Source organism: Microbacterium sp. Root280D1, assembly GCF_001428975.1.
Lineage (GTDB): Bacteria > Actinomycetota > Actinomycetes > Actinomycetales > Microbacteriaceae > Microbacterium.
This window is the reverse complement of sequence record NZ_LMJK01000001.1, coordinates 262,000-285,420: the sequence shown is the minus strand read 5'-3', so window position 1 is coordinate 285,420 and position 23,421 is coordinate 262,000. Positions and strand designations below refer to the sequence as shown.

Annotated in this window: 29 protein-coding genes and 1 tRNA gene; 16 read left to right on the top strand and 14 right to left on the bottom strand. The window is 67.9% G+C overall.

The features are described 5' to 3' along the window. The first annotated feature begins 3 nt into the window (after positions 1-3). Positions 4-765 carry a Pr6Pr family membrane protein gene (locus ASE34_RS01500; RefSeq protein ID WP_056275741.1) on the top strand — a complete coding sequence of 254 codons (762 nt, stop codon included), beginning with the start codon at positions 4-6 and terminating at the stop codon, positions 763-765. 18 nt (positions 766-783) lie between these two features. Here the strand turns inward: ASE34_RS01500 and arr are convergent, their stop codons facing one another. From arr to ASE34_RS01485, 3 genes are all read right to left on the bottom strand, one after another. Further along, a complete protein-coding gene (gene arr / locus ASE34_RS01495; protein ID WP_414855531.1) occupies positions 784-1,203 on the bottom strand; it encodes an NAD(+)--rifampin ADP-ribosyltransferase in 420 nt (139 codons plus the stop codon). A gap of 119 nt (positions 1,204-1,322) precedes the next feature. Beyond that, the gene (locus tag ASE34_RS01490) at positions 1,323-1,577 is read right to left on the bottom strand and encodes a hypothetical protein (RefSeq protein ID WP_053098281.1); all 255 of its coding nucleotides are present in this window, start codon (positions 1,575-1,577) and stop codon (positions 1,323-1,325) included. Beyond that, a complete protein-coding gene (locus tag ASE34_RS01485) occupies positions 1,574-1,810 on the bottom strand; it encodes a hypothetical protein (RefSeq protein ID WP_053098280.1) in 237 nt (78 codons plus the stop codon). Before ASE34_RS01485 ends, ASE34_RS01490 begins: the two co-directional genes overlap by 4 nt. 188 nt (positions 1,811-1,998) lie before the next feature. On the opposite strand from ASE34_RS01485, the gene ASE34_RS01480 reads away from it, so the two are divergent. Together ASE34_RS01480 and ASE34_RS01475 are read left to right on the top strand one after the other, a co-directional pair. Further along, on the top strand, positions 1,999-2,412 hold the full coding sequence (locus ASE34_RS01480) for a hypothetical protein (RefSeq protein WP_056275740.1): 414 nt from the start codon (positions 1,999-2,001) through the stop codon (positions 2,410-2,412). A gap of 69 nt (positions 2,413-2,481) precedes the next feature. Then, positions 2,482-3,471, top strand: coding sequence for an aldo/keto reductase (locus ASE34_RS01475; protein WP_056275737.1), 990 nt, complete (start codon positions 2,482-2,484; stop codon positions 3,469-3,471). 14 nt (positions 3,472-3,485) lie between these two features. Here ASE34_RS01475 and ASE34_RS01470 read toward each other — a convergent pair whose 3' ends face one another. From ASE34_RS01470 to ASE34_RS01455, 4 genes are all read right to left on the bottom strand, one after another. Continuing rightward, positions 3,486-4,283, bottom strand: coding sequence for a siderophore-interacting protein (locus ASE34_RS01470; RefSeq protein WP_056275734.1), 798 nt, complete (start codon positions 4,281-4,283; stop codon positions 3,486-3,488). 127 nt (positions 4,284-4,410) lie between these two features. Beyond that, positions 4,411-5,742, bottom strand: a complete 1,332-nt coding sequence (locus tag ASE34_RS17885; protein WP_072590408.1) for an LCP family protein — start codon at positions 5,740-5,742, stop codon at positions 4,411-4,413. A gap of 175 nt (positions 5,743-5,917) precedes the next feature. Next, positions 5,918-6,259, bottom strand: a complete 342-nt coding sequence (locus tag ASE34_RS01460) for a hypothetical protein (RefSeq protein WP_056275731.1) — start codon at positions 6,257-6,259, stop codon at positions 5,918-5,920. A 1-nt stretch (position 6,260) separates the two neighbouring features. Then, positions 6,261-6,554 (bottom strand): hypothetical protein, encoded by a 294-nt coding sequence (locus ASE34_RS01455; protein ID WP_056275729.1) that lies wholly within the window; start codon positions 6,552-6,554, stop codon positions 6,261-6,263. A 160-nt stretch (positions 6,555-6,714) separates the two neighbouring features. Between ASE34_RS01455 and ASE34_RS01450 the strand changes: the two genes are divergently transcribed. Then, positions 6,715-7,128, top strand: a complete 414-nt coding sequence (locus tag ASE34_RS01450; RefSeq protein WP_056275727.1) for a hypothetical protein — start codon at positions 6,715-6,717, stop codon at positions 7,126-7,128. Between the two features lie 86 nt (positions 7,129-7,214). On the opposite strand, the gene ASE34_RS01445 is transcribed toward ASE34_RS01450, so the two are convergent. Then, positions 7,215-7,297: transfer RNA gene (locus ASE34_RS01445), tRNA-Leu, on the bottom strand. Positions 7,298-7,568: 271 nt separating this feature from the next. Here ASE34_RS01445 and ASE34_RS01440 point away from each other — a divergent pair. The 7 genes from ASE34_RS01440 to pknB are packed head-to-tail and all read left to right on the top strand — an operon-like array spanning position 7,569 to position 16,462. Beyond that, positions 7,569-8,297 carry an FhaA domain-containing protein gene (locus ASE34_RS01440; RefSeq protein ID WP_053098273.1) on the top strand — a complete coding sequence of 243 codons (729 nt, stop codon included), beginning with the start codon at positions 7,569-7,571 and terminating at the stop codon, positions 8,295-8,297. Further along, positions 8,294-8,824 carry an FHA domain-containing protein gene (locus ASE34_RS01435; RefSeq protein WP_053098272.1) on the top strand — a complete coding sequence of 177 codons (531 nt, stop codon included), beginning with the start codon at positions 8,294-8,296 and terminating at the stop codon, positions 8,822-8,824. Before ASE34_RS01440 ends, ASE34_RS01435 begins: the two co-directional genes overlap by 4 nt. Before the next feature lie 7 nt (positions 8,825-8,831). Further along, entirely contained in the window at positions 8,832-10,127 is a 1,296-nt protein-coding gene (locus ASE34_RS01430; RefSeq protein WP_053098271.1) for a PP2C family protein-serine/threonine phosphatase, read from the top strand. Continuing rightward, a complete protein-coding gene (locus ASE34_RS01425) occupies positions 10,124-11,509 on the top strand; it encodes an FtsW/RodA/SpoVE family cell cycle protein (protein WP_053098270.1) in 1,386 nt (461 codons plus the stop codon). The genes ASE34_RS01430 and ASE34_RS01425 overlap by 4 nt, the downstream gene beginning before the upstream one ends. A gap of 1 nt (position 11,510) precedes the next feature. Continuing rightward, complete coding sequence (locus ASE34_RS01420) at positions 11,511-12,965, top strand: peptidoglycan D,D-transpeptidase FtsI family protein (RefSeq protein ID WP_056275724.1); 1,455 nt, start codon at positions 11,511-11,513, stop codon at positions 12,963-12,965. Next, positions 12,962-14,713, top strand: coding sequence for a protein kinase domain-containing protein (locus tag ASE34_RS01415; protein WP_082586459.1), 1,752 nt, complete (start codon positions 12,962-12,964; stop codon positions 14,711-14,713). The genes ASE34_RS01420 and ASE34_RS01415 overlap by 4 nt, the downstream gene beginning before the upstream one ends. A 54-nt stretch (positions 14,714-14,767) precedes the next feature. Continuing rightward, positions 14,768-16,462 (top strand): Stk1 family PASTA domain-containing Ser/Thr kinase, encoded by a 1,695-nt coding sequence (gene pknB, locus ASE34_RS01410; protein WP_053098267.1) that lies wholly within the window; start codon positions 14,768-14,770, stop codon positions 16,460-16,462. Here pknB and ASE34_RS01405 read toward each other — a convergent pair. From ASE34_RS01405 to ASE34_RS01400, 3 genes are read right to left on the bottom strand one after another with little or no spacing between them, the layout of a single operon-like run. Further along, entirely contained in the window at positions 16,441-17,109 is a 669-nt protein-coding gene (locus ASE34_RS01405) for an anthranilate synthase component II (RefSeq protein ID WP_056275719.1), read from the bottom strand. The genes pknB and ASE34_RS01405 overlap by 22 nt on opposite strands. Continuing rightward, positions 17,106-17,261 carry a hypothetical protein gene (locus tag ASE34_RS17950; RefSeq protein ID WP_167947501.1) on the bottom strand — a complete coding sequence of 52 codons (156 nt, stop codon included), beginning with the start codon at positions 17,259-17,261 and terminating at the stop codon, positions 17,106-17,108. Before ASE34_RS17950 ends, ASE34_RS01405 begins: the two co-directional genes overlap by 4 nt. A gap of 21 nt (positions 17,262-17,282) precedes the next feature. Continuing rightward, the gene (locus tag ASE34_RS01400; protein WP_056275716.1) at positions 17,283-18,077 is read right to left on the bottom strand and encodes a class E sortase; all 795 of its coding nucleotides are present in this window, start codon (positions 18,075-18,077) and stop codon (positions 17,283-17,285) included. Positions 18,078-18,163: 86 nt separating this feature from the next. On the opposite strand from ASE34_RS01400, the gene ASE34_RS01395 reads away from it, so the two are divergent. Next, positions 18,164-18,403, top strand: a complete 240-nt coding sequence (locus ASE34_RS01395; RefSeq protein WP_042541028.1) for a cell division protein CrgA — start codon at positions 18,164-18,166, stop codon at positions 18,401-18,403. A 145-nt stretch (positions 18,404-18,548) separates the two neighbouring features. Here the strand turns inward: ASE34_RS01395 and ASE34_RS01390 are convergent, their stop codons facing one another. Next, the gene (locus ASE34_RS01390; RefSeq protein WP_056275712.1) at positions 18,549-19,451 is read right to left on the bottom strand and encodes a rhomboid family intramembrane serine protease; all 903 of its coding nucleotides are present in this window, start codon (positions 19,449-19,451) and stop codon (positions 18,549-18,551) included. A 21-nt stretch (positions 19,452-19,472) separates the two neighbouring features. Then, positions 19,473-20,030 (bottom strand): peptidylprolyl isomerase, encoded by a 558-nt coding sequence (locus ASE34_RS01385; RefSeq protein ID WP_053098262.1) that lies wholly within the window; start codon positions 20,028-20,030, stop codon positions 19,473-19,475. Positions 20,031-20,175: 145 nt separating this feature from the next. Here ASE34_RS01385 and ASE34_RS01380 point away from each other — a divergent pair, with 145 nt between their 5' ends. Together ASE34_RS01380 and ASE34_RS01375 are read left to right on the top strand one after the other, a co-directional pair. Continuing rightward, a complete protein-coding gene (locus ASE34_RS01380) occupies positions 20,176-20,676 on the top strand; it encodes a hypothetical protein (RefSeq protein ID WP_053098260.1) in 501 nt (166 codons plus the stop codon). 50 nt (positions 20,677-20,726) lie between these two features. Continuing rightward, entirely contained in the window at positions 20,727-21,188 is a 462-nt protein-coding gene (locus ASE34_RS01375; RefSeq protein WP_053098258.1) for an aminoacyl-tRNA deacylase, read from the top strand. A 1-nt stretch (position 21,189) separates the two neighbouring features. Here ASE34_RS01375 and ASE34_RS01370 read toward each other — a convergent pair whose 3' ends face one another. Beyond that, positions 21,190-21,612, bottom strand: coding sequence for an NUDIX hydrolase (locus tag ASE34_RS01370; protein ID WP_053098257.1), 423 nt, complete (start codon positions 21,610-21,612; stop codon positions 21,190-21,192). Positions 21,613-21,801: 189 nt separating this feature from the next. On the opposite strand from ASE34_RS01370, the gene ASE34_RS01365 reads away from it, so the two are divergent. Together ASE34_RS01365 and ASE34_RS01360 are read left to right on the top strand one after the other, a co-directional pair. Beyond that, on the top strand, positions 21,802-22,251 hold the full coding sequence (locus ASE34_RS01365) for a DUF1801 domain-containing protein (protein WP_056275709.1): 450 nt from the start codon (positions 21,802-21,804) through the stop codon (positions 22,249-22,251). A gap of 43 nt (positions 22,252-22,294) precedes the next feature. Further along, on the top strand, positions 22,295-23,410 hold the full coding sequence (locus ASE34_RS01360) for a M24 family metallopeptidase (RefSeq protein ID WP_082586524.1): 1,116 nt from the start codon (positions 22,295-22,297) through the stop codon (positions 23,408-23,410). Positions 23,411-23,421: the final 11 nt, after the last annotated feature.

Genomic DNA, 23,421 nt, shown 5'->3' with positions numbered 1-23,421 from the left:
AGGATGTCCAAAGCCGTCGCCTCCCTGTCCACGGCTTCCGCCCTCCCGGAGTCCGTGCCCCGTCGCACGCCGTTGTTCTCCCGCGCCGCGGTGAACTTCCGACCGGCCGCACTCGTCTACCGGGTCGTGTCGCTCGCCATCATCCTCACCGGTGTCATCCGGCACTCCGACATCCTGACCGGTCAGCCGGCGTGGACGACCCTGCTGTTCTACACGATGGTCAGCAACCTCCTGTGTCTCGCGTGGGTGCTGCTCCTCCTCGTCCGCACGGTCGGCGATCTGCGTCAGCGCGGACGGTTCGGCACATCGACGCCCAGCGCGCGCGGCAGCGGAGCGGAGATGTTCGCGATCACCGTGACCATGCTGATCTACCTGATCGTGCTCGTTCCCTCGAGGTTCGCCGACGGCGACGCCGAGATCTTCTCACTCACCGACAACCTGATCCACATCATCACGCCCGTGCTGGTGATCGTCGACTGGCTGGTCTTCGTGCCGAAGGGATCGTTCCGGTGGATCGATCCTCTGCTGTGGACACTGCTCCCCTACGTGTATCTGACCTGGGCTTTCGTCTACGGTGCGCTCGGCGGCGAGTTCACACCAGGACAGGCGTATCCCTACCCGTTCATGGATGTCGACGTGCTCGGGGTCGCGGGCGTCGCTCAGTGGATCATCGCCCTCACGGTCGCTCTCGTCGCGGTCGGCTTCGTCTTCGTCATCATCGACCGCGTTCTCGGATCGCTCGCCCGGCGGTTGGTCCGACACTGAGACGCCCCGCGCCGGCGCTCAGTTGATGATCTCCGCGCGGTCGTCGGAGCGGAGCGTCGCGAGCCGTTCACGCCATGCGGCGAGCGCCTCGGCCGAGAGGCGGGTCCAGTCGAGCACCTCGCGGACGACCCTCAGCGGCTCCGCGCTGCGATAGGAACGGGTCGGATTGCCGGGGAACTTCTTGTCGGTCACATTCGGGTCGTTCTCGAAGTCCCCGGTCGGCTCGACCTCGTAGACCCGCGGCTCGCGATCACCCGGCGCGAGTTCGGCGGCGAGTCCCGCACCGTCGGCCACGGCGGTGAAGTAGATGTGGTTCATCACGATCTCGGGCCGGTAGTTCGACGGATATCCGGCGGTCAGCAGGTCGCCCGGTCGCAGGTCTGCCTTGGTGCCGTGGAAGAAGGGGCCGTCATCCAGTGCATCGCTCACCCGCAGCATCCTATGACTGCGCGCACACGCAGGGAAGGAGATCTCGCAGCACGAAGGACGGATGCCGACGGCTCACCCTTCGTCGAGAGAGATCTCCTTCGCTGCGGTCGTCGCACAGATGGCGACGGTCAGTCGCCCGAGCGTCGCGTTCCGATACCCGGTTCGTCGTTGTGGATGGACTCGTCCTGCACGGATGACTCCGACGACGGGTCGACGCGCACCGCACCGGAACCGCCCGAGTCGGCGCCAGCGTTTCCGGCGGGAGTCTCTCCGACCTGGTCGGGGTCGTCCGCGTTGCGGTCTTCGATCAGCGCGGCGATCCCTTCCTCGGAGGGTTCTGCACCGCCGAGATCCTGACCGGACTCCTCGCCGCGGCCGCTCACTCGGTGCCGTCCCGCAGGTCGGTCGGCGCGTCGCCGCTGTGCTGCAGACCCTCGTCCTCCGGAGCCAGGTCACCCTGTCCGTCGTCGCCCAGCTCGGCGTCGACCGGGTCGTCGCCCTGGGTCTCGGGCTGGTCGGTATCGGTGGGGAAGGTGCCGTCCGAGAAGTCGTCGACTCGGGGGATGCCGGGCATGTCCGGCGGGAAGCTGTTCGCGAAAGCGTCGATGTTCGACATGATGCCCTCCAGGGTTGGTGTCCGAGCTCTCATGATGCGTCCGATCCGCGGCGAGCGCAGGGCGGTTGACAGCCCGGCGGAGGGCGAGGATCATTCCCGCCCCGATCCCGACGGGTGACGTCACAGGCCGAGCCGATTCGGCGGGCTGCTCGATTGTGTCGACACCCGGTCGCCCCTATGGTGTGGTCATGAACCGCTCGCGCCTCCGTCCACTGGTGAGCGCGGCTCTCGCGCTCGGGGCGGTCGCGCTTCTGGCCGGCTGCGTCAACGCTCCGACGGTCGACCTTCTCGCCAGCGGCGAATCCGCCCGCCTGCCTGAGTCGGTCACGTCCGACCAGATCGCGACGGTGGTCCCCGACACGGCGCGCCTGCTCGGCGAGGACTCCGAAGGGCACACTTTCTACGCCGTCGAGGCGAGTGATGAGAGCGGGCTCGGAAGGGTCTGCCTGGTGATCGACGGCGTTGAGAACGGGCCGGTCATGGGATGCGGGGCGATGCCGATCGAGGTCGAGACCGCCGGCGTGCGCGCCCGACTCAGCGTCGAGGTCGTCCCCGAAGACAGCGGCGAGAAGATCGGCGACTACCTCCGCGTCTTCCTGTGACCGACGACCCCGCACCGCGCGTGACCGTGAGAGCATCGATCGCAGACCACGACTCGAGGGAGATCTCGGATGCTCGACACAGCAGACAGCGTCAGGCTCGGCCGTTCCGGAGTGAAGATCTCGAAGGTGGTGCTCGGATGCATGAGCTTCGGCGCACCGGACCGCGGCGCACACGGATGGTCGCTCGATGAGCAGGCGAGCCGCCCGCTGATCGCGCAGGCTCTCGAGGCAGGAATCACGACGTTCGACACCGCCGACGTTTACTCCGACGGCACGAGCGAGGAATTCGTCGGCCGTGCACTCAAGGACTTCGCGCGCCGCGACGAGATCGTGCTCGCGACGAAGGTGCACGGGCGCATGGGCCCGGGCGCGAATCAGGCCGGACTCAGCCGCGGGCACATCCTGTCGGGCATCGACGCGAGCTTGACGCGCCTCGGCACCGAGTATGTCGATCTCTACCAGATCCACCGGTGGGACCCCGAGACGCCGATCGAAGAGACCATGGAGGCGCTGCACGACGTCGTCCGCTCGGGCAAGGCTCGTTACATCGGCGCATCATCGATGTGGGCGTGGCAGTTCGCCAAGGCCCAGGGTGTCGCCGCGCAGAACGGCTGGACGCGCTTCGTCTCGATGCAGGATCAGTACAACCTGCTGCAGCGCGAGGAGGAGCGGGAGATGCATCCGTTCTGCCTCGACTCGGGCGTCGGCGTGCTGCCCTGGTCGCCGCTGGCGCGTGGCAGGCTGACGCGGGAGTGGGACGAGACGACCACGCGCACGGCGACCGATGCCTTCGGCGCGACGCTCTACCACCGCGAAGAGGAGTCGAATCGGGCGATCGTGGATGCGGTGGCTCGCGTCGCCGAGGGACGCGGCGTCTCCCGGGCGCAGATCGCCCTCGCGTGGGTCGCGCAGCAGTCGGCGGTGACCGCCCCGATCGTCGGCGCGACCAAGGCCGCCCACATCGACGATGCCGTCGCAGCCGTCAGCATCCGACTCGAGGCCGCCGAGCTCGCAGAGCTGGAGGGCGCCTACACGCCGCGGGATCCCGAGGGCTTCTGACCGCGCTTCGGCGCCTACTCGATCTGACCGATGGGCTCCCGCTTCTCGGCCTGGAACTGGTCTTCCGCGCGGCCTCGCGCCCAGTAGGCGGAGATCGACAACGACTCTCTGGGCACCTCGCGCTGCTTCAGCAGGGCCCGAACGGCCTTGATGGTTCCGCGCTCACCGTGCGCGAACACACCGGGGTGCCCGTCCGACCAGGCCAGCTCTGCGAGGACGGCCAGCAGCTCGTCATCGGACTCAGTCCATCGCACCGCCACTCCGGATGGAGCATCGGGAAGGATGCGGTCGCCGGGGTCGGCGACGGTGAGGATGACGTGCCCGACGGCATCCGAGTCCATCGCCTCGAGGGCCGACGAGATCGCCGGGAGCGCGGTGTGGTCGCCGATGAGCAGATGCCACGGCGCTCCCGGCTCGGGCAGGTAGCCGCCGCCCGCGCCGCTGACGACCAGCGTGTCCCCGACCTGTGCACGTCGAGCCCACGGACCGGCGACACCCTCATCGCCGTGCACGACGAAGTCGATGACGAGACGTTGGCGCTCAGCATCCGCTGCTCGCACCGTGTATGTGCGCGGAGTGGGCAGCTTCTCGGGGCTGTGCTCCCGCAGCTGAGCGAGATCGTAGGGAGGGGTGAGCCCGTGGCGAGGCTCGGCGAACAGGATCTTGACGTACTTGTCGGTGTAGACGTTGTCGGTGAAGGCCTCGTACCCGTCGCCTCCGGCCGTGATGCGCACGAGGTCGGGGCTGACCTGCTCGACCTGCTGCACGCTGAGCACGGCTTGGCTGGGGGTTCGGCGAGGCTGTTCCGGCATTGCGTCTCCTGACGAAGAGGAAGGAAGTCCTCTCCAGTCTGCCGGTCCTGTTCGGTGACCCGGGCCACTTTCCAATTTGGAAAGTCGTCGTACACCGCGCACGCCACGGAGGCGTGATGGGTACGCCTCAGGCGGCGCAGAGGTCGGTGTCGGCGCTGCGGTTCACCGCATCCACCGGCCGCGGTGGCACCGGGGTGGCGCGGGGCTGCGAGGTGAGTGCTTCGTAGTCGGCGCCGAGCAGCAGCTGCACGCCGTCGACGTCTCCGACCTGGACGACGACCTGGATGCCGAGCTCTGCGGCGAGCGCCTGCGCCGTCTGCTGGGCGTCAGGGGTGTCTGCGGCCGTGATGGTCGTGAGGTCGACCGGGTCGGCATTGGCGATGCCGGCGACGGTGTATCCGTAGCCCGTCGCGTCATCGGAGACGCGGGACGCCAGACCGCTGACACCGGCACCGTTGAGGATCTGCACGGGCGCGGTGCGCACCGGCGCCTCGGGCTGCACCTCGTCGGTGGTGAGCACGATCGGCACGTCGTCGATCAGCGCCCGGAAGATGACGTCGGCGTCCGCGGTCGGCACGACGCGATTGGGGTCCTCCGGGGCCTCGGTCGTCGGCATGGTGAGGAATGTGACGCTGCTGAGCGGAACATTCGCGACCCGCGCGGCGAGGCCGGCGAGATCGGTCAGGGCTCCGAGACCGGGGTCGACGGTCATCGACGACGTCACGGCATCGAGGAACGCGTAGAGCCGGTCGGGGCGCACGAGCACGGCGGACTTGGTGGCCTTCTGCACGATCGCCGAGAGCACCATCTGCTGGTGCCCGAGGCGGGCGATGTCGCTCTCCTGAGCGAGCGCATGGCGCGTGCGAGCGAGTGCGAGTGCCTGGTCGCCGTTGATCGACTGGGGGCCGGCGGGCAGGTCGAGGCGTGCGTGCCCGTCCTGCAGCGGCTCCGGCAGGCACACGTCGATGCCGCCCATCGCGTCGACCATGCCGATGAACCCCTCGAAGTCCATCTGCACGAAGTGGTCTATCGCGAGACCGGTCAGCTGCTCGACCGCCGCGACGGAGCAGGCCGGTCCGTACTGCAGTGCCGAGTTCAGCATCCCCCAGCCGCCGCCGTACGACCCGCGCCCGTTGTCGTCGCACGCCGGCAGGTCGCCGACGGTGTCGCGCGGAAGCTGCACGGCGTCGATGCGGGTGTTGTCACTCGAGATGTGAGCGATCACCATCGCGTCGCTGCGCTCGGTGCCGTCGTCTTCGCCGAAGCCCTCGGACTCGAGAGCCCGGGAATCGGACCCGAGCAGCAGGATGTTCAGATCGCCCGTCGCGAGCTCGGGCTCGCTCTCACCGTCGTCCGAGCGGATGGGCGCCGTGGTGACGTTGCCCTGCAGCTGCCCGTAGGCGATGGCGCCCACGGCGACAAGGGCGGCCACGACGGCGACGCTGATCCAGCCGATCACTCGACCGCGCCGACGACGCGGTCGAGACGCGGGTTCGGAGCCTGACGTGACGTCGTTCTGGTCGTCGCTGTGGGGGGAAGCTGGCGATCTCACCTGCTCACACCATCACGAGTGGGGCCTGAGCGCCAACACGTGGAGGCGGCGAGTCCTGCGAGGGTGCTGTGAGCCCGGTCGCTCACACCGTGACATACCCCCGGGAGGAGTCGTCGTGGATGAGGCGGTAGTCGGGCGTGGTGCCCCGCCGGTCGGCCAGGCTCCACACCCGGGTCGCTCGCCCGTCGCCGGCGGACGCGGCGCCGTACTCGAGCACGAGCGCGCTCGGCATCGCCCCGTCGCGGTACTCCCCGACGAAGTAGCGCGGGCTGCCGAGACCACCCGAGTCCACCCGCCCGACGAAACGACCCGAGTCGGTCAGTCGAGGAGGAGTGGCGAGCAGGTCGGCGGGTGTGATGCGCTGCACGGCCTCGTGCTGTGCGAAAGCAGACAGGGAGAGAGGCGTGATCGAGTCGATTCGCATCTCAGACCGCCTCCGCCTTCTGATCGCTGCGCGACGATCGTTCGCGAAGGCTCTGAGCCCAGTCCTTCGTGTCGGTGAACCGGTGCTCGTCGAGGTAGGCGCGGATGACGTCGTGCACGAGGCGGATCTGTGACTCCGTCCCCATCGCCGCCTGCATCATGTCGACCGTCGGCGCGGGCGCACCGTCGATGCGCTCGAGCGCCTGGCGGATGATGCGCTCGCGCCCGTCCCGTCCGAGGGACTTCTCCATGGAGGGCGTCTGGCGTGGGTACTCTGGGGCGTGTTCGTGACTCATGCGAGCCTCCTCAGTCAGGGATGGTGGTGTCTCACGGACAGTGGTGCCGGGGCTGCAACCCCGGCACCACGTCGTCTCCCCACCGTATCTTATTTTTAGTCATTCAAAATAAGCGAGGGTTCTCGGCGCGTCGTCCGCACACCGTGAGTAGCCTTCATCCATGAGCTTCCACATCGAGCACACCCTCGACGGCCGTCGGGCGAGCGCCGGCGCCTACGACTCCCTCGGCGAGGCGGTGATGGCGGCGTTGGGCGTGAAGCGCCCGCCCGTTCTCGTCGTCGACGACTCCGCCGACAGTGGCGCCGACGCCGTCGCCGCCGTCCTGAAGAAGGGCGAGGTGCTCACCGCGACACCTGAGCCTGAGTGGTGGGGTCGGGTGAAGAAGGCGTCGCAGGACAAGCTGCTCGCCGGAGGCCGGCTCGACGCCGCCGTGGTGACGGATCTCACCGATGCCGGTGGTGCAGTGGCAGCGACGGCATGGGAGAGCGGCCCCGTCGAGGAGTGGGAGCTGACGCCGGCATCCGACCACGACTGGGTGCGCTTCGAAGCCGCTCGGCGGTCGATCCGAGGCTGACGCCCCGCCGACACCTCTGCCGATGCATGAGAAAGGCCCGGCTTCCTCGAAAGGAACCGGGCCTGTCTCTCATTCACTGCTCGCTGTGCGCGAGGGGGGACTTGAACCCCCACGTCCATAAGGACACTGGCACCTGAAGCCAGCGCGTCTACCATTCCGCCACTCGCGCGAGTATGTCGGGCTCCGAAGAACTCAACTTCCCAAAGATATCACGCGTTTCGCCCATCGATGAAACCGGCGCCGCCGCGGTCTGCAGGAGTCGGGCACGGATGCCGGACGAGAGGATGTTCTTCGGTCCTGCAGACGTGCCGAGGTCCTGCATCCGGCGCATCCCACTCCCCCACTCCCCCGGAATCTCGGCGTTTTCCCGCCTCGCGAGGGCGTTCACCCAGCACACCTCGCTACGATGTGCCTACCGGTCGGCATGCCAGAGGAGCCCAGTGGGACTACTTGACAGCTTTGAGAAGGGTCTCGAGCGCGCTGTGAACAGCGCCTTCGCGAAGACCTTCCGCAGCGGCATCCAGCCCGTGGAGATCGCTTCCGCCCTTCGGCGCGAAGCGGACACCAAAGCGGCTGTGGTGAGCAGGGACCGCATCATCGCGCCCAATAACTTCGTCGTGCGCCTCAGCACCGACGACGCCGAGCGCATGCAGGGGCTCGGTGGAGCCCTCACCGACGAACTGCACGCGCTTCTCACCAAGCACGCGAAGTCGCAGGGTTACAGCTTCTCCGGCCCGCTCTCGATCTCGCTCGAGGGTGACGACAAGATCGCGACCGGCACGGTCAACGTCAGCTCAGGAACCGTCGAGGGGCGCGTCGAGTGGCAGGCCGTGATCGACGTCGACGGGCGTCGCCACTCGCTCACCCGCGCACGCACCGTCATCGGCCGCGGAACGGATGCCGACATCACTATCGCCGACGCCGGATCCAGCCGTAAGCACGTCGAGGTCCTCTGGGACGGAGAGCGCGCCATGATGCGCGATCTCGGCTCGACGAACGGCACCAAGGTCGACGGCCAGAAGGTGCGCGAAGCCGCCCTCCCCTCCGACACCACCCTGACCATCGGACGCACCGACCTGGTGTTCCGCATCGTTCCCGTCGCCACCCCGTCGCGCCCGCCCCGGCCGCGCGACGACGACGCGACCCGCGCGTTCGGGGCCATCTCGTGAGCACACCCAGTGAACTCGTCCTGCTGCTGCTGCGCGTGGGCTTCCTGCTGCTGCTGTGGTTCTTCGTGTTCGGCGTCGTCTACTCGCTGCGCGCCGATCTGTTCGGCATGAAGGTCCGCAAGCTCCCGGCCGAGGTCGCCGCGGCGACGCCTGCTCCGACGCAGTCGCCCGCATCCGCCCCGGCCTCGCGCCCCGCGTCGTCGAAGCCCAGCACCGGTCCCGCCACGGTCGCGACGGCCAAGCGGCTCGTCATCACCTCCGGTCCGAAGGCGGGGCTCGAGCTCCCCCTCGGCAACGAGACGTTGACGATCGGACGCTCCAGCGAATCCGCCCTCGTGATCCGCGACGACTACACGTCCAGTCACCACGCACGTCTGATGCTGCGCGGCGACAGCTGGGCCATCCAGGACCTCGACTCGACCAACGGCACCTTCGTCGCCGGCCAGCGCGTGACCGGCGGTCCCGTCGCCCTCGCCCTCGGCACCCCCATCAAGGTGGGCGCCACGACCTTCGAGCTGCGAGCCTGACCCCGGCATGGTCTTCGAAGGCTCGAGCGCCGCGATCTCCCACACCGGGAAGGTCCGCTCCAACAACCAGGATTCCGGGTACTCCGGGGCGAATCTCTTCGTCGTCGCCGACGGCATGGGCGGTCACGCCGGCGGTGACGTCGCCTCGAGCATCGCGATCCACCGGATGGAGCCGCTCGACCAGCCGTACTCGTCGGTCGACGACGCACAGGCCTCACTGCAGGCCGCCGCGACCACCGCGGCCGGCGATCTGATCCGCGCCGCCAAGGACCGTCCCGAGCTCGCCGGCCTCGGCACCACGCTCAGCGCCGTCATCATGGTCGACGACTACGCGGTCATCGGCCACATCGGCGACTCGCGCATCTACCTCTACCGCGACGACGCGGTGACGCAGATCACGGCCGACCACACCTTCGTGCAGCGACTCGTCGACTCGGGCCGCATCACGCCCGAAGAGGCGCGATACCACCCGCGTCGCTCGGTGCTCATGCGCGTGCTGAGCGACATGGACGCCGATCCCGAGCTCGACATGTTCGTGATGCACACCCAGCCGGGCGACCGCTGGCTGCTGTGCTCCGACGGCCTCTCGGGCGTCGTCGACGAGGCGCACATCCTCAAGGCGATGCGCATGGGGATGGCGCCTGGCCGCACGGCCGACAACCTGCTCAAGCAGGCGCTCGACGGCGGAGCCCCCGACAACGTGACGATCGTCCTCGTCGAGGTCGGCGGTCAGCACGCGATGCACTCCGGCACGGCGACGATCGTCGGCTCGGCATCGAACCCCGCCAACGTGACCGTTCCTCCGGTGCGCGCGCCCCGCGGCAACTGGCTGCACCCGGTACGCCAGGCCGCGAACGAGCCCAGCCACTTCGAGCCGGCCCCCGAATACCTCGAAGAGCTCATCGAAGAGGACCGTCGACGCGCCAAGCGCCGCCGTCTCGGATGGATCGCCGGGATGCTGGTGGTCGTCGCGATGCTCGTGTTCGCCGCCTTCGCCGCCTACAGCTGGACGCAGACGCGCTACTTCGTCGGCGCCGACGACGACAGTGTCGTGATCTACCAGGGCGTGCAGCAGAACATCGGCCCGATCACCCTGTCGACTCCGCTCCGCGACACCGACATCCTGCTCGCCAACCTTCCGCCGTACCAGCGTGACTCCGTGGAGCGCACGATCACGGCGCGGTCGTTCTCGGATGCCGAGGCCATCGTCGCGCGACTCCAGGCCGGCGCCGACCGCGTGATCGGCGAGACCCCGCTGCCCACTCCCCTGCCCACCGCGACGCCGACGGAGGACGCAGGATGACCGCCGACGTCACGGCCGACACCAGCGTCATCAAGGCCCTCAAGAGAATGCGGATGCCGCAGACGCAGCGCAACCGCGAGTTCTGGCTGCTGCTCTTCGCCGTCGCTCTCAGTGGCGGCGCTCTCACGCTCGTGCAGCTCGGTGCTCTGGGTCTGATCGACCCCATGATCCTGGCGATCGGCGGTGGCCTCGCCGTTCTGGCCTTCGCCGTGCACTTCGTGCTGCGTGCCGTCGCGTCGGCTGCCGACCCGTTCCTGCTGCCGATCGCCACGCTGCTGACCGGCCTCGGCATCGCGATGATCTATCGCATCGACATCGCGAAGTCCCTCACAGGGTGGGACGCCTACTCGACGAAGCAGCTCGCGTGGACGGGCATCTCTCTCGCCGGGGCGATCGCGTGCGTGATCCTGCTGCGCAACTACCGGGTGCTGTTCCGCTACACCTACATCTTCGGCCTCTCCGGCATCCTGCTCCTGCTGCTCCCCTTCGTCCCGGGCCTGCGCATCCCCGATGCGAACGCCCAGGTCTGGGTGTCGCTCGGCGGCATGTTCGCCTTCCAGCCCGGCGAGCTCGCCAAGATCTGCCTCGCGATCTTCTTCGCGGGCTATCTCGTGCGCACGCGGGAGAGCCTGACGTCTGTCGGCACGAAGTTCCTCGGCATCATGTGGCCGCGCATGCGCGAACTCGGACCGGTTCTGGTGGTGTGGGCGATCTCGCTCGGCATCATCGTCATCCAGCGCGACCTCGGAACCGGAACCCTGATCTTCGGCATGTTCGTCGCAATGCTCTACGTCGCGACCGGCAAGACCAGCTGGGTGCTCATCGGCCTCGCCCTCGTGGCTGCGGGTGTCGCGGTGGCGACACAGATCCTCAGCTACGTGCAGGGCCGCTTCGTCAACTGGCTGTTCCTCTTCGACCCCGAGAAGGTCGACCCCGACGGCGCCGGCTTCCAGCCCATGCAGGGCCTGTTCGGGCTGGCGCACGGCGGCCTTCTCGGCACGGGCTGGGGTCAGGGACGCCCCGACGTCACGCCCCTCGCCCACAGCGACTACATCATCACGAGCCTCGGCGAGGAGATCGGCCTGATCGGGCTGTTCGCGATCCTCTGCCTCTACATGGTCTTCGTGAGCCGTGGCGTGCGCATCGGACTGGCGGGTCAGGACGACTTCGGCAAGCTGCTCGCCATCGGCCTCTCGTTCACCATCGCGCTGCAGGTGTTCATCATGGTCGGCGGCGTGACGAGGGTCATCCCGCTGACCGGTCTGACCACGCCGTTCCTCGCCGCCGGTGGATCCTCGCTCATCGCCAACTGGCTGATCGTGGCCATCCTGCTGCGCATCTCCGACGGCGTCCGCAGCCAACCCCGGGCGGTGATCGGCTGACATGACCAAAGAACTCCGCCGTCTCAGCATCGTGATGCTGTTCATGTTCCTGTCGCTGTTCGCCGCGACCAGCTGGATCCAGGTCGTCGAGGCCGACGCCCTCGGGCAGAACCCGAACAACAGGCGCACGCTCCTCGACAGCTACGAGATCCAGCGCGGGTCGATCATCGTCGACGACGTCGCGATCGCCTCCTCGACCCCCTCGGATGACCGCTACCAGTTCCAGCGCGTCTACACGGATGCCGCGATGTGGGCCCCTGTCACCGGGTACTTCAACCCGGCGCTGCAGTCAGCGACCGGCATCGAGCGGGCGATGAACGCCGACCTGTCGGGAACGGGATCGAGCGCCTTCTTCGCCGAGATCGAGCGGATCCTTTCGGGTCAGCCGCAGAGCGGATTCAGCGTCGAGCTGACCCTCGACACGGCCGCGCAGCGCGCCGCATACGACGCTCTGCAGGGCCTCAACGGCGCGGTCGTCGCTATCGAGCCGAAGACCGGGCGCATCCTCGCACTGGTGTCGACCCCCGGGTTCGACACCAACCAGCTCGCGACGCACGACGCGGATGCCGCGAACGCAACCTACGACCAGCTCGACGAAGACCCCACGAAGCCCCTCTCGAACCGAGCGATCGCCGGCGACCTCAACCCTCCCGGCTCGACATTCAAGCTCGTCGTGGCGGCCGCGGCCTACGCGTCGGGCAACTGGACGCCCGACTCGACGCTCCCGAACCCGGCCCGCTATCAGCTGCCCGGCTCGACGAACACGGTCGCGAACGCCTGGGGCGGCACGTGCGGCAGCGGAGACACCGTGTCGATCTCCGAAGCCATCCGCCTGAGCTGCAACATCCCGATGGCCGAGCTCGCCGTCGAGCTCGGCGATGACGCGATCCGCGAGATGGCGGAGAAGTTCGGCTTCAACCGGAGCTTCTCGACGCCGCTCGAATCGACTCCGTCGAGCTACCCGCGTGCCCTCGACGACGCGCAGACCGCCCTCACCGGATTCGGCCAGGGACAGGTCACCGCGACGCCGCTGCAGATCGCGATGGTGGCGGCCGGCATCGCGAACGACGGCGTCGTGATGAACCCCCGTCTGGTCGACACGGTGATCGGCAACGACCTCTCGGTCATCCGTTCGTACGACGACACCCAGTTCGGTCAGACGACCGATGCGACGATCGCCGATCAGATCACGGCGTCGATGGTCGCGAGCGTCTCAAACGGCGCTGCGCAGGGTGCAAGAATAGACGGGGTCGATGTGGCGGGGAAGACCGGCACGACCGAGAACGATAACAAGCCGTACACGTTGTGGTTCACCGGTTTCGCGCCGGCGGACGACCCCGAGGTGGCAGTAGCGGTCCTCGTCGAAGACGGCGGTGGACAAGGGCAGTCAGGATCCGGCGACACCATCGCCGCTCCGATTGCAAAGAAGGTCATAGAGGCGGTGCTGGGCAGATGAGACCGACGCAGGGTGTGTCGTTCGGTGGTCGCTACGAGCTGCAGTCGCGTATTGCGATCGGCGGCATGGGCGAGGTGTGGGAGGCGACGGATCACGTCATCGGTCGCACCGTGGCCATCAAGATCCTCAAGGACGAGTACATGGGGGACCCCGGGTTCCTCGAGCGGTTCCGCGCTGAGGCGCGCCATGCCGCACTCGTCAACCACGAGGGCATCGCGAGCGTCTTCGACTACGGCGAGGAGAACGGCAGCGCCTACCTCGTCATGGAGCTCGTTCCCGGCGAGGCCCTCTCGACCGTGCTCGAGCGCGACGGCGCCCTGAGCGCCGACAAGACCCTCGACATCGTCGCGCAGACGGCATCCGCTCTGCAGGCCGCGCATGCGGCAGGTCTCGTGCACCGTGACATCAAGCCGGGAAACCTGCTGATCACGCCGGACGGCCGCGTCAAGATCACGGACTTCGGCATCGCCCGCATCGCCGACCAGGTGCCGCTGACGGCCACCGGCCAGGTCATGGGCACCGTGCAGTACCTCTCGCCCGAGCAGGCGTCGGGGCACCCGGCGTCACCCGCGACCGACACGTACTCGCTCGGCATCGTCGCCTACGAGTGCCTCGCAGGCAAGCGGCCCTTCACGGGTGAGTCGCAGGTCGCGATCGCGATGGCGCAGATCAACGAGCAGCCTCCGCCGCTGCCGCCGACCGTGCCGATCCCGGTGCAGAACCTCGTCATGGCGATGATCGCCAAGAAGCCCGCCGACCGCCCGTCGTCGTCGGCGACCGTCGCACGCGCCGCCCAGGCTCTGCGCCGAGGCGACCTGAACTCCGCGGCCATCGCGGTGCCGGCCATCGCGACCGGCGGTGTCGCCTCCGACGACGCCACCCGGCTGCTCACCGCATCGGGCGACGACGGCACGACGCGCATCCTCCCCACGACGGCCCAGCTGCCCACCGGCGAGCAGGCCGAGGAGGAAGCCGAGAAGAAGAAGAAGCGCAGCCCCTGGACGTGGCCGCTGATCGCTCTCATCGCACTGCTCGTGATCGTGCTCGGTGGAACCGTGTTCGCCCTGATGAATCAGGGCGACCCCGATCCCGAGCCGACTCAGTCGGAGACCGTGTCGCAGACCCCGAAGCCGACACCGACCGAGACCGAGACGCCCGAGCCCGAGCTCGTGGACGTCGATGCTCTCGGTCTCGTGGGGATGCAGTGCGATGCCGCGCAGACCGCTGCCGTCAACGCCGGACTCCAGGCCGAGTGCGTGGTGGGCAACACCATCGCTCCCAACGCGAACCAGGTCGGCACGGTCGAGTCCGTGCAGCCCGGCGGCAACGTTCCCGAGGGCACGGCCATCACGCTGACGACCTTCAAGGAGCAGGTGAAGGTGGGCAAGCCCTCGGGCACCCCGACCATCGCCGGCACCGCCACCGAGGGCGAGCCCGTGACCCTCAACTGGCCGAGCTTCGAGTGCCCCTCGGGCACCCCGGCGCGATCGGCCTTCGAGGTGACGCTCACCAACGCGACGTTCTCCGGCGGCAGCGCCGGCGAGTCCATCCGCAGCTTCGGACCCAGCGTGCTCTCGACGCAGATCGTGCCCGGCACGGCCGGACAGTCGATCACCGCCACGTTCCGCGTCTTCTGCGGCAGTGATATGCCGTCCGAGCAGTCGGATGCCATGCCGGGCGTCGTCATCCTGCCCGCCGCGCCGGGCGCCGATGAAGGCGACGCAGACGGCGGAGACTCAGGCGAATAACCCGCTCCCGCCGTAGGCTGGAGCATCCACAAGGTCGTATCAGGGGGTCACTACGTGTCGACAGAGCCACGCGTTCTCGCGGGTCGCTATCGCGTCGACGAGCTCATCGGGCACGGCGGCATGGCGAAGGTGTACCGCGGGTACGATCTGACGCTCGGTCGTGCGGTGGCGATCAAGATCCTCGACCCCGAGCTGGCACGCGACAACGCGTTCCGCACGCGATTCCGTCTCGAGGCCCAGTCCGCGTCGCGCATGTCGCACCCGTCGATCGTCCGCGTCTACGACGCCGGCGACCCCTCGACGACCGACAGCAGCACGGATGAGCCTCCGTACATCATCATGGAGCTGATCAGCGGCACGCTGCTGAAGGACATCATCGCCAAGGGCCCGGTGCCCGTCGACGACGCCGTGCGCTATGTCGACGGCATCCTCGAAGCGCTGGACTACTCGCATCGTGCGGGTGTCGTGCACCGCGACATCAAGCCGGGCAACGTGATGGTGACCGACAAGGGCCAGGTCAAGGTCATGGACTTCGGCATCGCCCGAGCCGTGTCCGACTCGTCATCGACGGTCGCCGAGACCACCCAGATCATCGGCACCGCGGCATACTTCTCACCCGAGCAGGCCAAGGGCGAACCGGTCGACGCACGCGCCGACCTCTACTCGACCGGCGTCGTGCTCTATGAACTGCTCACCGGCCGTCAGCCGTTCCGCGGCGAATCCCCCGTGGCCGTCGCCTACCAGCACGTGAGCGAGACTCCGGTCCCTCCGACCGAGGTGAACGAGGACTCCCCCGGCGCGCTCGACCCGATCGTCCTGCGCGCGCTGGCCAAGGATCCCTACCAGCGATACCCGGATGCCGCGCACTTCCGCGCTGCGCTCGACTCGGCGGTCTCCGGCCATGCGCCGAGCCGCAAGGAGCTCGGCGCGCTCACGAGCGAGCTGTACGGACCGAATCCGCGTGCCGCGCAGGAGACCGCCCGGTCGCTCCGCCAGCTGAGCACCGACACCACCATGGCTCGCACGCAGTCGGGTCCGCCCGTCGCGTGGATCTGGGCGGGTGTGGCACTGCTTGCCGTGCTTCTCGCCTCGGTGTTGTTCTGGGTCTGGACGCTCAGCATGCGCCCGGACGACGTGCCGTCGAGCTCGCGCGTGGTGCCTGATCTCGTCAATGTCTCGTCCGAGCGCGCCCAGGATGATCTCGGCAAGCTCGATCTCACCTCGAAGCTGGTGCTCGAGTCCAGCAACGACATCGTCGAGGGCAACGTGACCCGCACAGACCCTGCGTCCGGCACCGCCGTCAGCGAGGGCGATTCCGTGACGGTCTACGTGTCCTCCGGCAAGGAGACGGTCGTCGTCCCGATGCTCGAGGGCCTGTCTCTGACGGCCGCCAAAGACGCACTCGCGGCGGCAGGACTCGAACTGGGCACGGTCATCCAGCGCAACGACAAGGGGCTGGCGGCCGAGACGGTGATGGAGGCCAGCGAGGCGGCCGACACCGAGGTCGCACCGCAGACCATCGTGAATCTCGTCGTCGCGAGCGGCCGGGTCACCCTCACCGACGTCACCGGGTGGACGATGGAAGCGGCTCAGGCTGAGCTCGAACGCATCGGCCTCACGCCCAGTCCGGTCGAGCTGATCGACTGCACGCCGACCGAACCGCCCACCGTGTCATCGATGTCGGCCGCGCCGGGAGACGTGGCGATCGGCTCGACGGTCGAACTGCGCTACTGCGTCGCCGCCGGCTGATCCACACGAGCGTCGGGGCCCGACAGCGGGTGCAGTGCCGCTGAGCGTGCCACGGCGTGCGCGTCGCCGCACAGTTCGAGCCAGTTGGCGAGCAGACGGTATCCGCCTTCGGTCAGCACGCTCTCGGGGTGGAACTGCACCCCGAGTATGGGCAGACGGGTGTGCTCCAGTGCCATGACGGTGCCGCTCGCGGTGCGCGCTGTGACGGCCACGTCAGCCGGCAGATTGGTCTCCGCGAGAGCGAGGGAGTGATATCTGCCCGCGTCGAACGGCGACGGGATGCCGGCGAAGAGCGCTGATCCGTCGTGCGTGACCGGCGACACCATGCCGTGCATCAGCTCAGGCGCCTCTGAAACGGTGGTGCCGAACGCGGCGCCGATCACCTGATGCCCCAGGCAGACGCCGAGGAGCGGCATCCGGATCCTCGCGGCGAGCCGCACGGCGTCGACGGAGACGCCGGCATCGTCAGGGGTGCCCGGGCCGGGAGAGAGCAGCAGCGCGTCGAAGTCCGACAGCATCACCGCGAGTTCAGCGGCATCGATGGTATCCGCCTCGATCAGCGTGACGTCGGCACCGAGCTCGCGGAGATAACCCACGAGCGTATGCACGAAGCTGTCGTGGTTGTCCACGACGAGCACGCGGGTCATTCGAGGTCGACCTCGCCCGGGGTGATCAGCGGGCTCACCCAGGGGAAGACGTACCAGAAGAGCCCGTAGAGCACCGCTGCGACGAGCACGAGGAGGATGAAGAGCTTCAGCCACCACGGGCCGGGGAGGATGCGCCAGAGTGCGGCGTACATGGGTCGTCTCTTTCCGTTCGGCTAGATCGACGGCGCGGCCGGCGGAGGCGGTGGATCGGTGAGCGCTGCGGGCGGACCCTCGGCGCGGGGCTGGAAGCTCTCGTACACGCCGTAGGCGACGATGCGCTCGGCGAGGGAGTACAGCGGCGAACAGGCGGTCAGCGTGATGTACTTCTCCCCCGTCGCGACGCCGGGCATCTGCGGCACATCGAGCAGCACGTCCGTCTGCGTGGGCTTGACGTACTCCAGCGTCCGGAAGCGGTACGTGAACCATCCGTCAGGCGTCTCGACGACGATCGCGTCGCCGACCTGGAGCTTGTCGAGCTGGTTGAAGGGCTTGCCCCAGGTGGTGCGGTGGCCGGCCATCGCGAAGTTGCCGACCTCACCGGGCATCTTCGAGTCGGTGTAGACGCCGATCCCGAGCTTGTCGAGCGTGCGCGCGCGCGTCGTACCGCCGTAGATGCCGACGTTGTACTCGGCACCGAAGCGCGGCACGTGCATCTGGCCGAGAAGCTCGGTGTCGGCCGGAGCGGCGGGGATCACGGGCTCGAAGACTGTCGCTCCGTCGTCGGTCTTGACGACCGGTGGGAGCTCGGGAGTGGGTGCGTTCGCCCATTCCTGCGAGACCGCCGCACCCTCTTCGTTCTTCTGGGCCGCGATGATGATGTCGCCGATCCACATCTGCCACGCGACGAAGAGAAGCACGATCACTCCACCCGTGAGCAGCAGCTCGCCGAGCACGCTGGTGAAGGTCGCGCGCGACCGGGGGCGGCGGCGGTGTGCACGTCGCTCCCCCGAGACGACGGATGCAGTCATGGCGACATGCTATCCGCCAGACCTGTACTCCCGCCCTGCGGCCCTGGTTTTCCGCGCGATATGACACTCTTGGGTACACTGTGGGAATGGCACGCGACCGCAAGACCGAAGAACCCGAAGCTCCGCGCAGCGAAGGCGAAGCCGCACCCAACGCCGTGTGGTTCAAGCCGGTGATGGTCGGCTTCATGCTCCTCGGTCTCGTGTGGATCCTCGTGTTCTACATCTCGGGCATGCAGTTCCCGATCCCGGGGCTCGACAACTGGAACCTTGCGATCGGCCTGGGCATCGCCCTGATCGGCTTCCTGATGACCACACGCTGGCGCTGACGCCCGCCCCACCGATATCGAAGAAGGCCCCTCTCGCGCTGGCGAGAGGGGCCTTCTTCTTAGTTATCCACAGGTTATCCCCAACATGGGGAGAATTACACAGATGTTATTCACATCGGTCAACAAACCTGTTAACAACTTCTGATCAGGAGTAAACCGTCGTGATCAGGAACGGTACCAACAGGGCGACGATCAGGACGAGCGCGACGACGACGGCAACGAGCAGCACGATCTGTAGCGTCCGCTGCTCACGCCGTCGGGTCCTCGTGAGGATGAACGCCACGAGCGCACCGACGATCGCCCCGCCGAGGTGCGCCTGCCAGGCGATGTTCTGAGAGAACACGAAGCCGACGACGAAGTTGATGCCGAGGATCACGAGGATGCCGGTCACGTTCGCGCCGATGTGCCGTCCGATGATCAGCAGGGCGGCCATCAGGCCGAAGATCGCACCGGAGGCGCCCACCGTCGCGGTTCCGGGCGCGAGCAATGCGACGGCGACGGAACCACCGAGCCCGCTGATCAGGTACAGCGACAGGAAGCGGATTCGGCCGAGCATCGGTTCGAGACTCTGACCCAGCATCCACAGCGCGAGCATGTTGAGCGCGAGATGCAGGAAACCGCCATGCACGAACACCGCCGTGAGAAGCCGCCACGGTTCGAACGGCATCAGCGACAGATCCGGATACAGATAGCCCGCCGCGAAGAGCAGCTGGCCCGTGATCGCCTGGCCCACACCCGGGATGAGCTGAAGGAGCCCGATGAACGACGTGATCGCCAGCAGCGAGTACGTGACGACGGGCTTGCCGCTGCCACGCGAGGCGAGTGCGGCGCCGCGCCCGCCCCAGCGACGCTCGGCGCGCTTCTGGGCGGGAGTGCGGTTCTTTCGCTCTGCGGCCATGCACTCGGGGCAGATGACCCCGACAGCCGCCTGCGTCTGGCATTCGGGGCAGATCGTGCGCAGGCACCGCTGACAGAGCACGAAGCTCTGCCGATCCGGATGCCGGTAGCAGAAGTTGTCGCGGTTGTCCGCGAACTCAGGCGTCGTCATCCGGATCGGCCAGCGTCGGCGTCAGGCCGCGACGATGTCGATCGACTGCAGCACGACCGGCTCGATGGGACGGTCGCCCGCAGCCGTCGGCACAGCGGCGATCGCGTCGACGACAGCCTTGGAGGCGTCATCGGCGACCTCGCCGAAGATCGTGTGCTTGCCCTGGAGCCAGGGGGTGGGGTCGGTCGTGATGAAGAACTGCGAGCCGTTGGTGCCCTCGGCCTTGCCCGTGATGGCGTTGCGACGCAGACCGGCGTTGGCCATGGCGAGGATGTAGGGCTCGTTGAAGTTGAGCTCCATGTTGATCTCGTCGTCGAAGTTGTATCCGGGGCCCCCGACGCCCTGTCCGAGCGGGTCGCCGCCCTGGATCATGAAGTTCGGGATGATGCGGTGGAAGATGACGTCCTTGTAGAGAGCACCCTCGCCCGGCTTGCCGGTGGCGGGGTGCGTCCACTCCTGGGTGCCGTCGGCGAGGCCGACGAAGTTCTTGACCGTCTTCGGGGCGTGGTCGCCGAAGAGGTTGATGACGATGTCACCGTGGTTGGTGTGCAGGGTTGCGACATGAGAAGCGTGAGCCATGGGTCCATTCTCGCAGAGCTTCCCATGAGTTGGCCCGCGTCTAGCGCTCATCGGCCTGCGACGCAAGGGTTCGGCGATTCCCTCGCCCCATACACGGTCGCGTGGCAAGATGGGGAATCCGTACTCCAATCGACAGGAGAGCATCGTGAGCATCAGCCGCAAGCGGAAGAAGGAGCTGCGTCGTCTTCAGAACGACGCCAACCAGCTCTGGGAGAACCAGCAGGTCCTCGTCGGCCACGCCGCCGACGTCGCGCGTGAAGCCGGACGTCAGCTCGGCCACTTCGGTCGCGAGCAGGTCGGTCCTGTCGTCCAGGACACCTACAACCGTCGCGTCGCACCGGTCGTCGACCGCGGCGTCCGCTTCGGTCACCACGTGGTGGACGACAAGGTCGTCCCGATCGTCGGCGGAGTCGTCGGCACCGCGCTCACCGCGTGGGATGTCGCGAACGCCAAGCGCGAAGGCGTCGTGAAGAAGGTCAGGAAGGCCACTCAGCCCGAGCCGAAGGGCCCGAGCGTCGGTTCGGTCATCGCCCTGATCCTCGGAGTCGCCGCAGCGGCCGGCGTTCTCTACGCCGCCTGGCAGGCACTGCGCGCAGACGACGAGCTCTGGGTCGCCGACGACCCGCTCTCCGCACCTGACGCGTGACCTCGACATCGGAGCCCCCGGCCACTGAGCCGGGGGATCTCCATGCCCGGGTGAGGGACGCCGCAGCGGCTCGCGGACTCGACATCGAGATCCGCGAGCGTCCTGCCGCCCGCAGTCTCTTCGAGGCGGCTGAGCTGCTCGGTATCCCTCCCTCCGGCATCGTCAAGACGCTCGTCGTCAAGCGGTCGGACGACACGTATCTCTTCGCGCTGGTTCCCGGCGGCAGGTCGATCTCGTGGCCGAAGCTGCGTGCGGTCGTCGGAGTGAACAAGCTCCGCTTGCCCGAGCCTGATCTCGCCCTCGCGGCGACCGGCTACGAGCGCGGAACAATCGTGCCCATCGGCAGCACCACGGACTGGCCGGTCTTCGCCGACGAGTCGATCGTCGGGCAGCGGATCGCCATGGGTGCCGGCGCTCACGGCTACAGCCTCTTCGTCGATGCCGATGACCTCATCGCCGCGTACGGTGCCACAGTCGCCGACATCTCGGTACCCGAAGAGGCCCGCGACTGAGTCAGAGGATGCCGGCCATCCGCAGGGCGATGTCGACCAGCTTGACCCTCTGCAGTTCCTTCACGGCTTTCAGTGGGAACCACTCGGCCATGTCGGTCGAGCCATCGGCCTCGAATGTCAGCTTGCCGCCCGTCACCGACGCCCGGTAGACGATGCGCAGGGTGTGCAGAGGCTGATCCGACTGGTTCACCCGCTGGCTCGCCGGGATCACCCTCGAATGAATGCCCAGCAGCTCGCCGACCTTGACCGTGTAGCCGGTCTCCTCGCGGAGCTCACGCCGCACGGCGTCCTCGGGAGCCTCACCCGGTTCCAGCCCTCCGCCGGGCATCGTCCATGCCACTCGACGACCCTCGGTCCAGCGCGCGAGAAGTATGCGACCGTCGTCATCGGTGACGACCGCGTATGCCGCGACCCGCATATCCATGCGTCCACCATAGTGGCCGGGGTTCAGGGAGGGTACGCGCGTGACGATCCTGGACGAAACCTCGCCTCGAGAGGCGTCCGGCTCGTCATGCTCGGACCCGAGACATCGATCACGAATCAAGAAGCACAGCAGTGCGCTGCATCCGTAGTGTGAGATTCATCGCAGATCACACAGTGAAAGGAGTCGGCCATGGCTGACAACGAGAAGAACTTCAGTGCCGAAGAGCGCGAGGCGATGAAGGAGGCCGCGGCCGACAAGCGCAAGTCTCGGTCTCGTGCCAAGAAGACCCCGGAAGAGGTGCGGGCCGAGGGTGTCGCAGACCTCGAGGCGGCGATCGCAAAGCTTCCCGATGACAACGATCGAGAGCTGTCGAAGGCGCTCCACGACCTCGTGACCGAGGTCGCTCCCGAGCTCATGCCGCGGACGTATTACGGCATGCCCGCTTGGGGCAAGGACGGCAAGGTGCTCTGCTTCTTCCAGCCGGCCAGCAAGTTCAAGGTCAGGTACGGCACGTTCGGTTTCGAGCCGATCTCGAACCTCGACGACGGCACGATGTGGCCGACCGCATACGCGCTGCTCGATCTCTCTGCCGCGAACCGCAAGGTTCTCACCGAGCGCATCCGCCTCGCCGTCAGCTGAGTCGCCGTTCCCGGGGAACGGCCGGCGCAGTAGCGTGGATGCCGTGAGCACACTGCCGTTCCCCGCCTCCGTGTACGCCGCTCGACTCGGCCGCGCAGCAGCGCTTGCCGCTGACGCCGGTCTCGACGGGATAGTGGTGGGTCCTGGCCCTGATCTGGAGTATCTGGTCGGCGTCGAGGGAGACACGATCGAGCGCCTCACCGCACTCGTGCTCGGACCCGGCATCGCTCCCACCGTCATCGTGCCGCGCATGGAGTTGGCGAAGGTCAGGACCACGGCGGTGGGTGAGCTCGGCCTCGCCGTCTCCGACTGGGTCGACGGACAGAATCCCTACGACCTCGTGGCCGCCGCCCTGGGCGCAGTCACGCGAGTGGGAGTTTCAGACGCTCTGCCGGCGTTGCACGTGATCCCGCTCTCCGATCGGATCGACGTGCGCGTCGAGCTCGCCACCCCGGTGCTGCGTGAGGGCCGCATGATCAAGGATGCAGAAGAGGTCGCCGAGCTCCGGCGTGCCGGCTCCGCGATCGACGCCGTGCATCGTCGAGTGCCCGAGTGGCTGCGGGCGGGGCGCACCGAGCGCGAGGTGGCGGCCGACATCGCTGAGGCCATCGTGGCCGAGGGCCACCGCACCGTCGAGTTCGTCATCGTCGGCTCGGGACCCAACGGCGCGGATCCCCACCACGAGGTGTCCGACCGCATGATCGAGGACGGAGACATCGTCGTCGTCGACATCGGCGGTGCCGTGCCGAGCGGCTACAACTCCGACAGCACCCGCACCTACGTCGTCGGCACACCCGACCGTGAGGCCGCCGACCACATCGCTGTGCTCGTCCGCGCTCAGCAGGCCGCTGTCGATGCCGTGCGCCCCGGCGCGACGGCCGAGGCTGTCGATGCCGCGGCGCGGTCCGTACTCGCCGAGGCGGGGCTCGGCGAGGCCTTTCTGCACCGCACGGGTCACGGCATCGGCGTCTCGGTACACGAAGAGCCCTACATCGCGCCCGGCAACGATCTCGTGCTGCGTGAGGGCATGGCGTTCAGCATCGAGCCCGGGATCTACTTCGCCGGCCGATGGGGCGCACGCATCGAGGACATCGTCGTCGTGACCGCCGACGGGTGCGAGCGTCTCAACGTCGCCCCGCACGACCTGCGCGCCGTCTGACCCCCGACCGA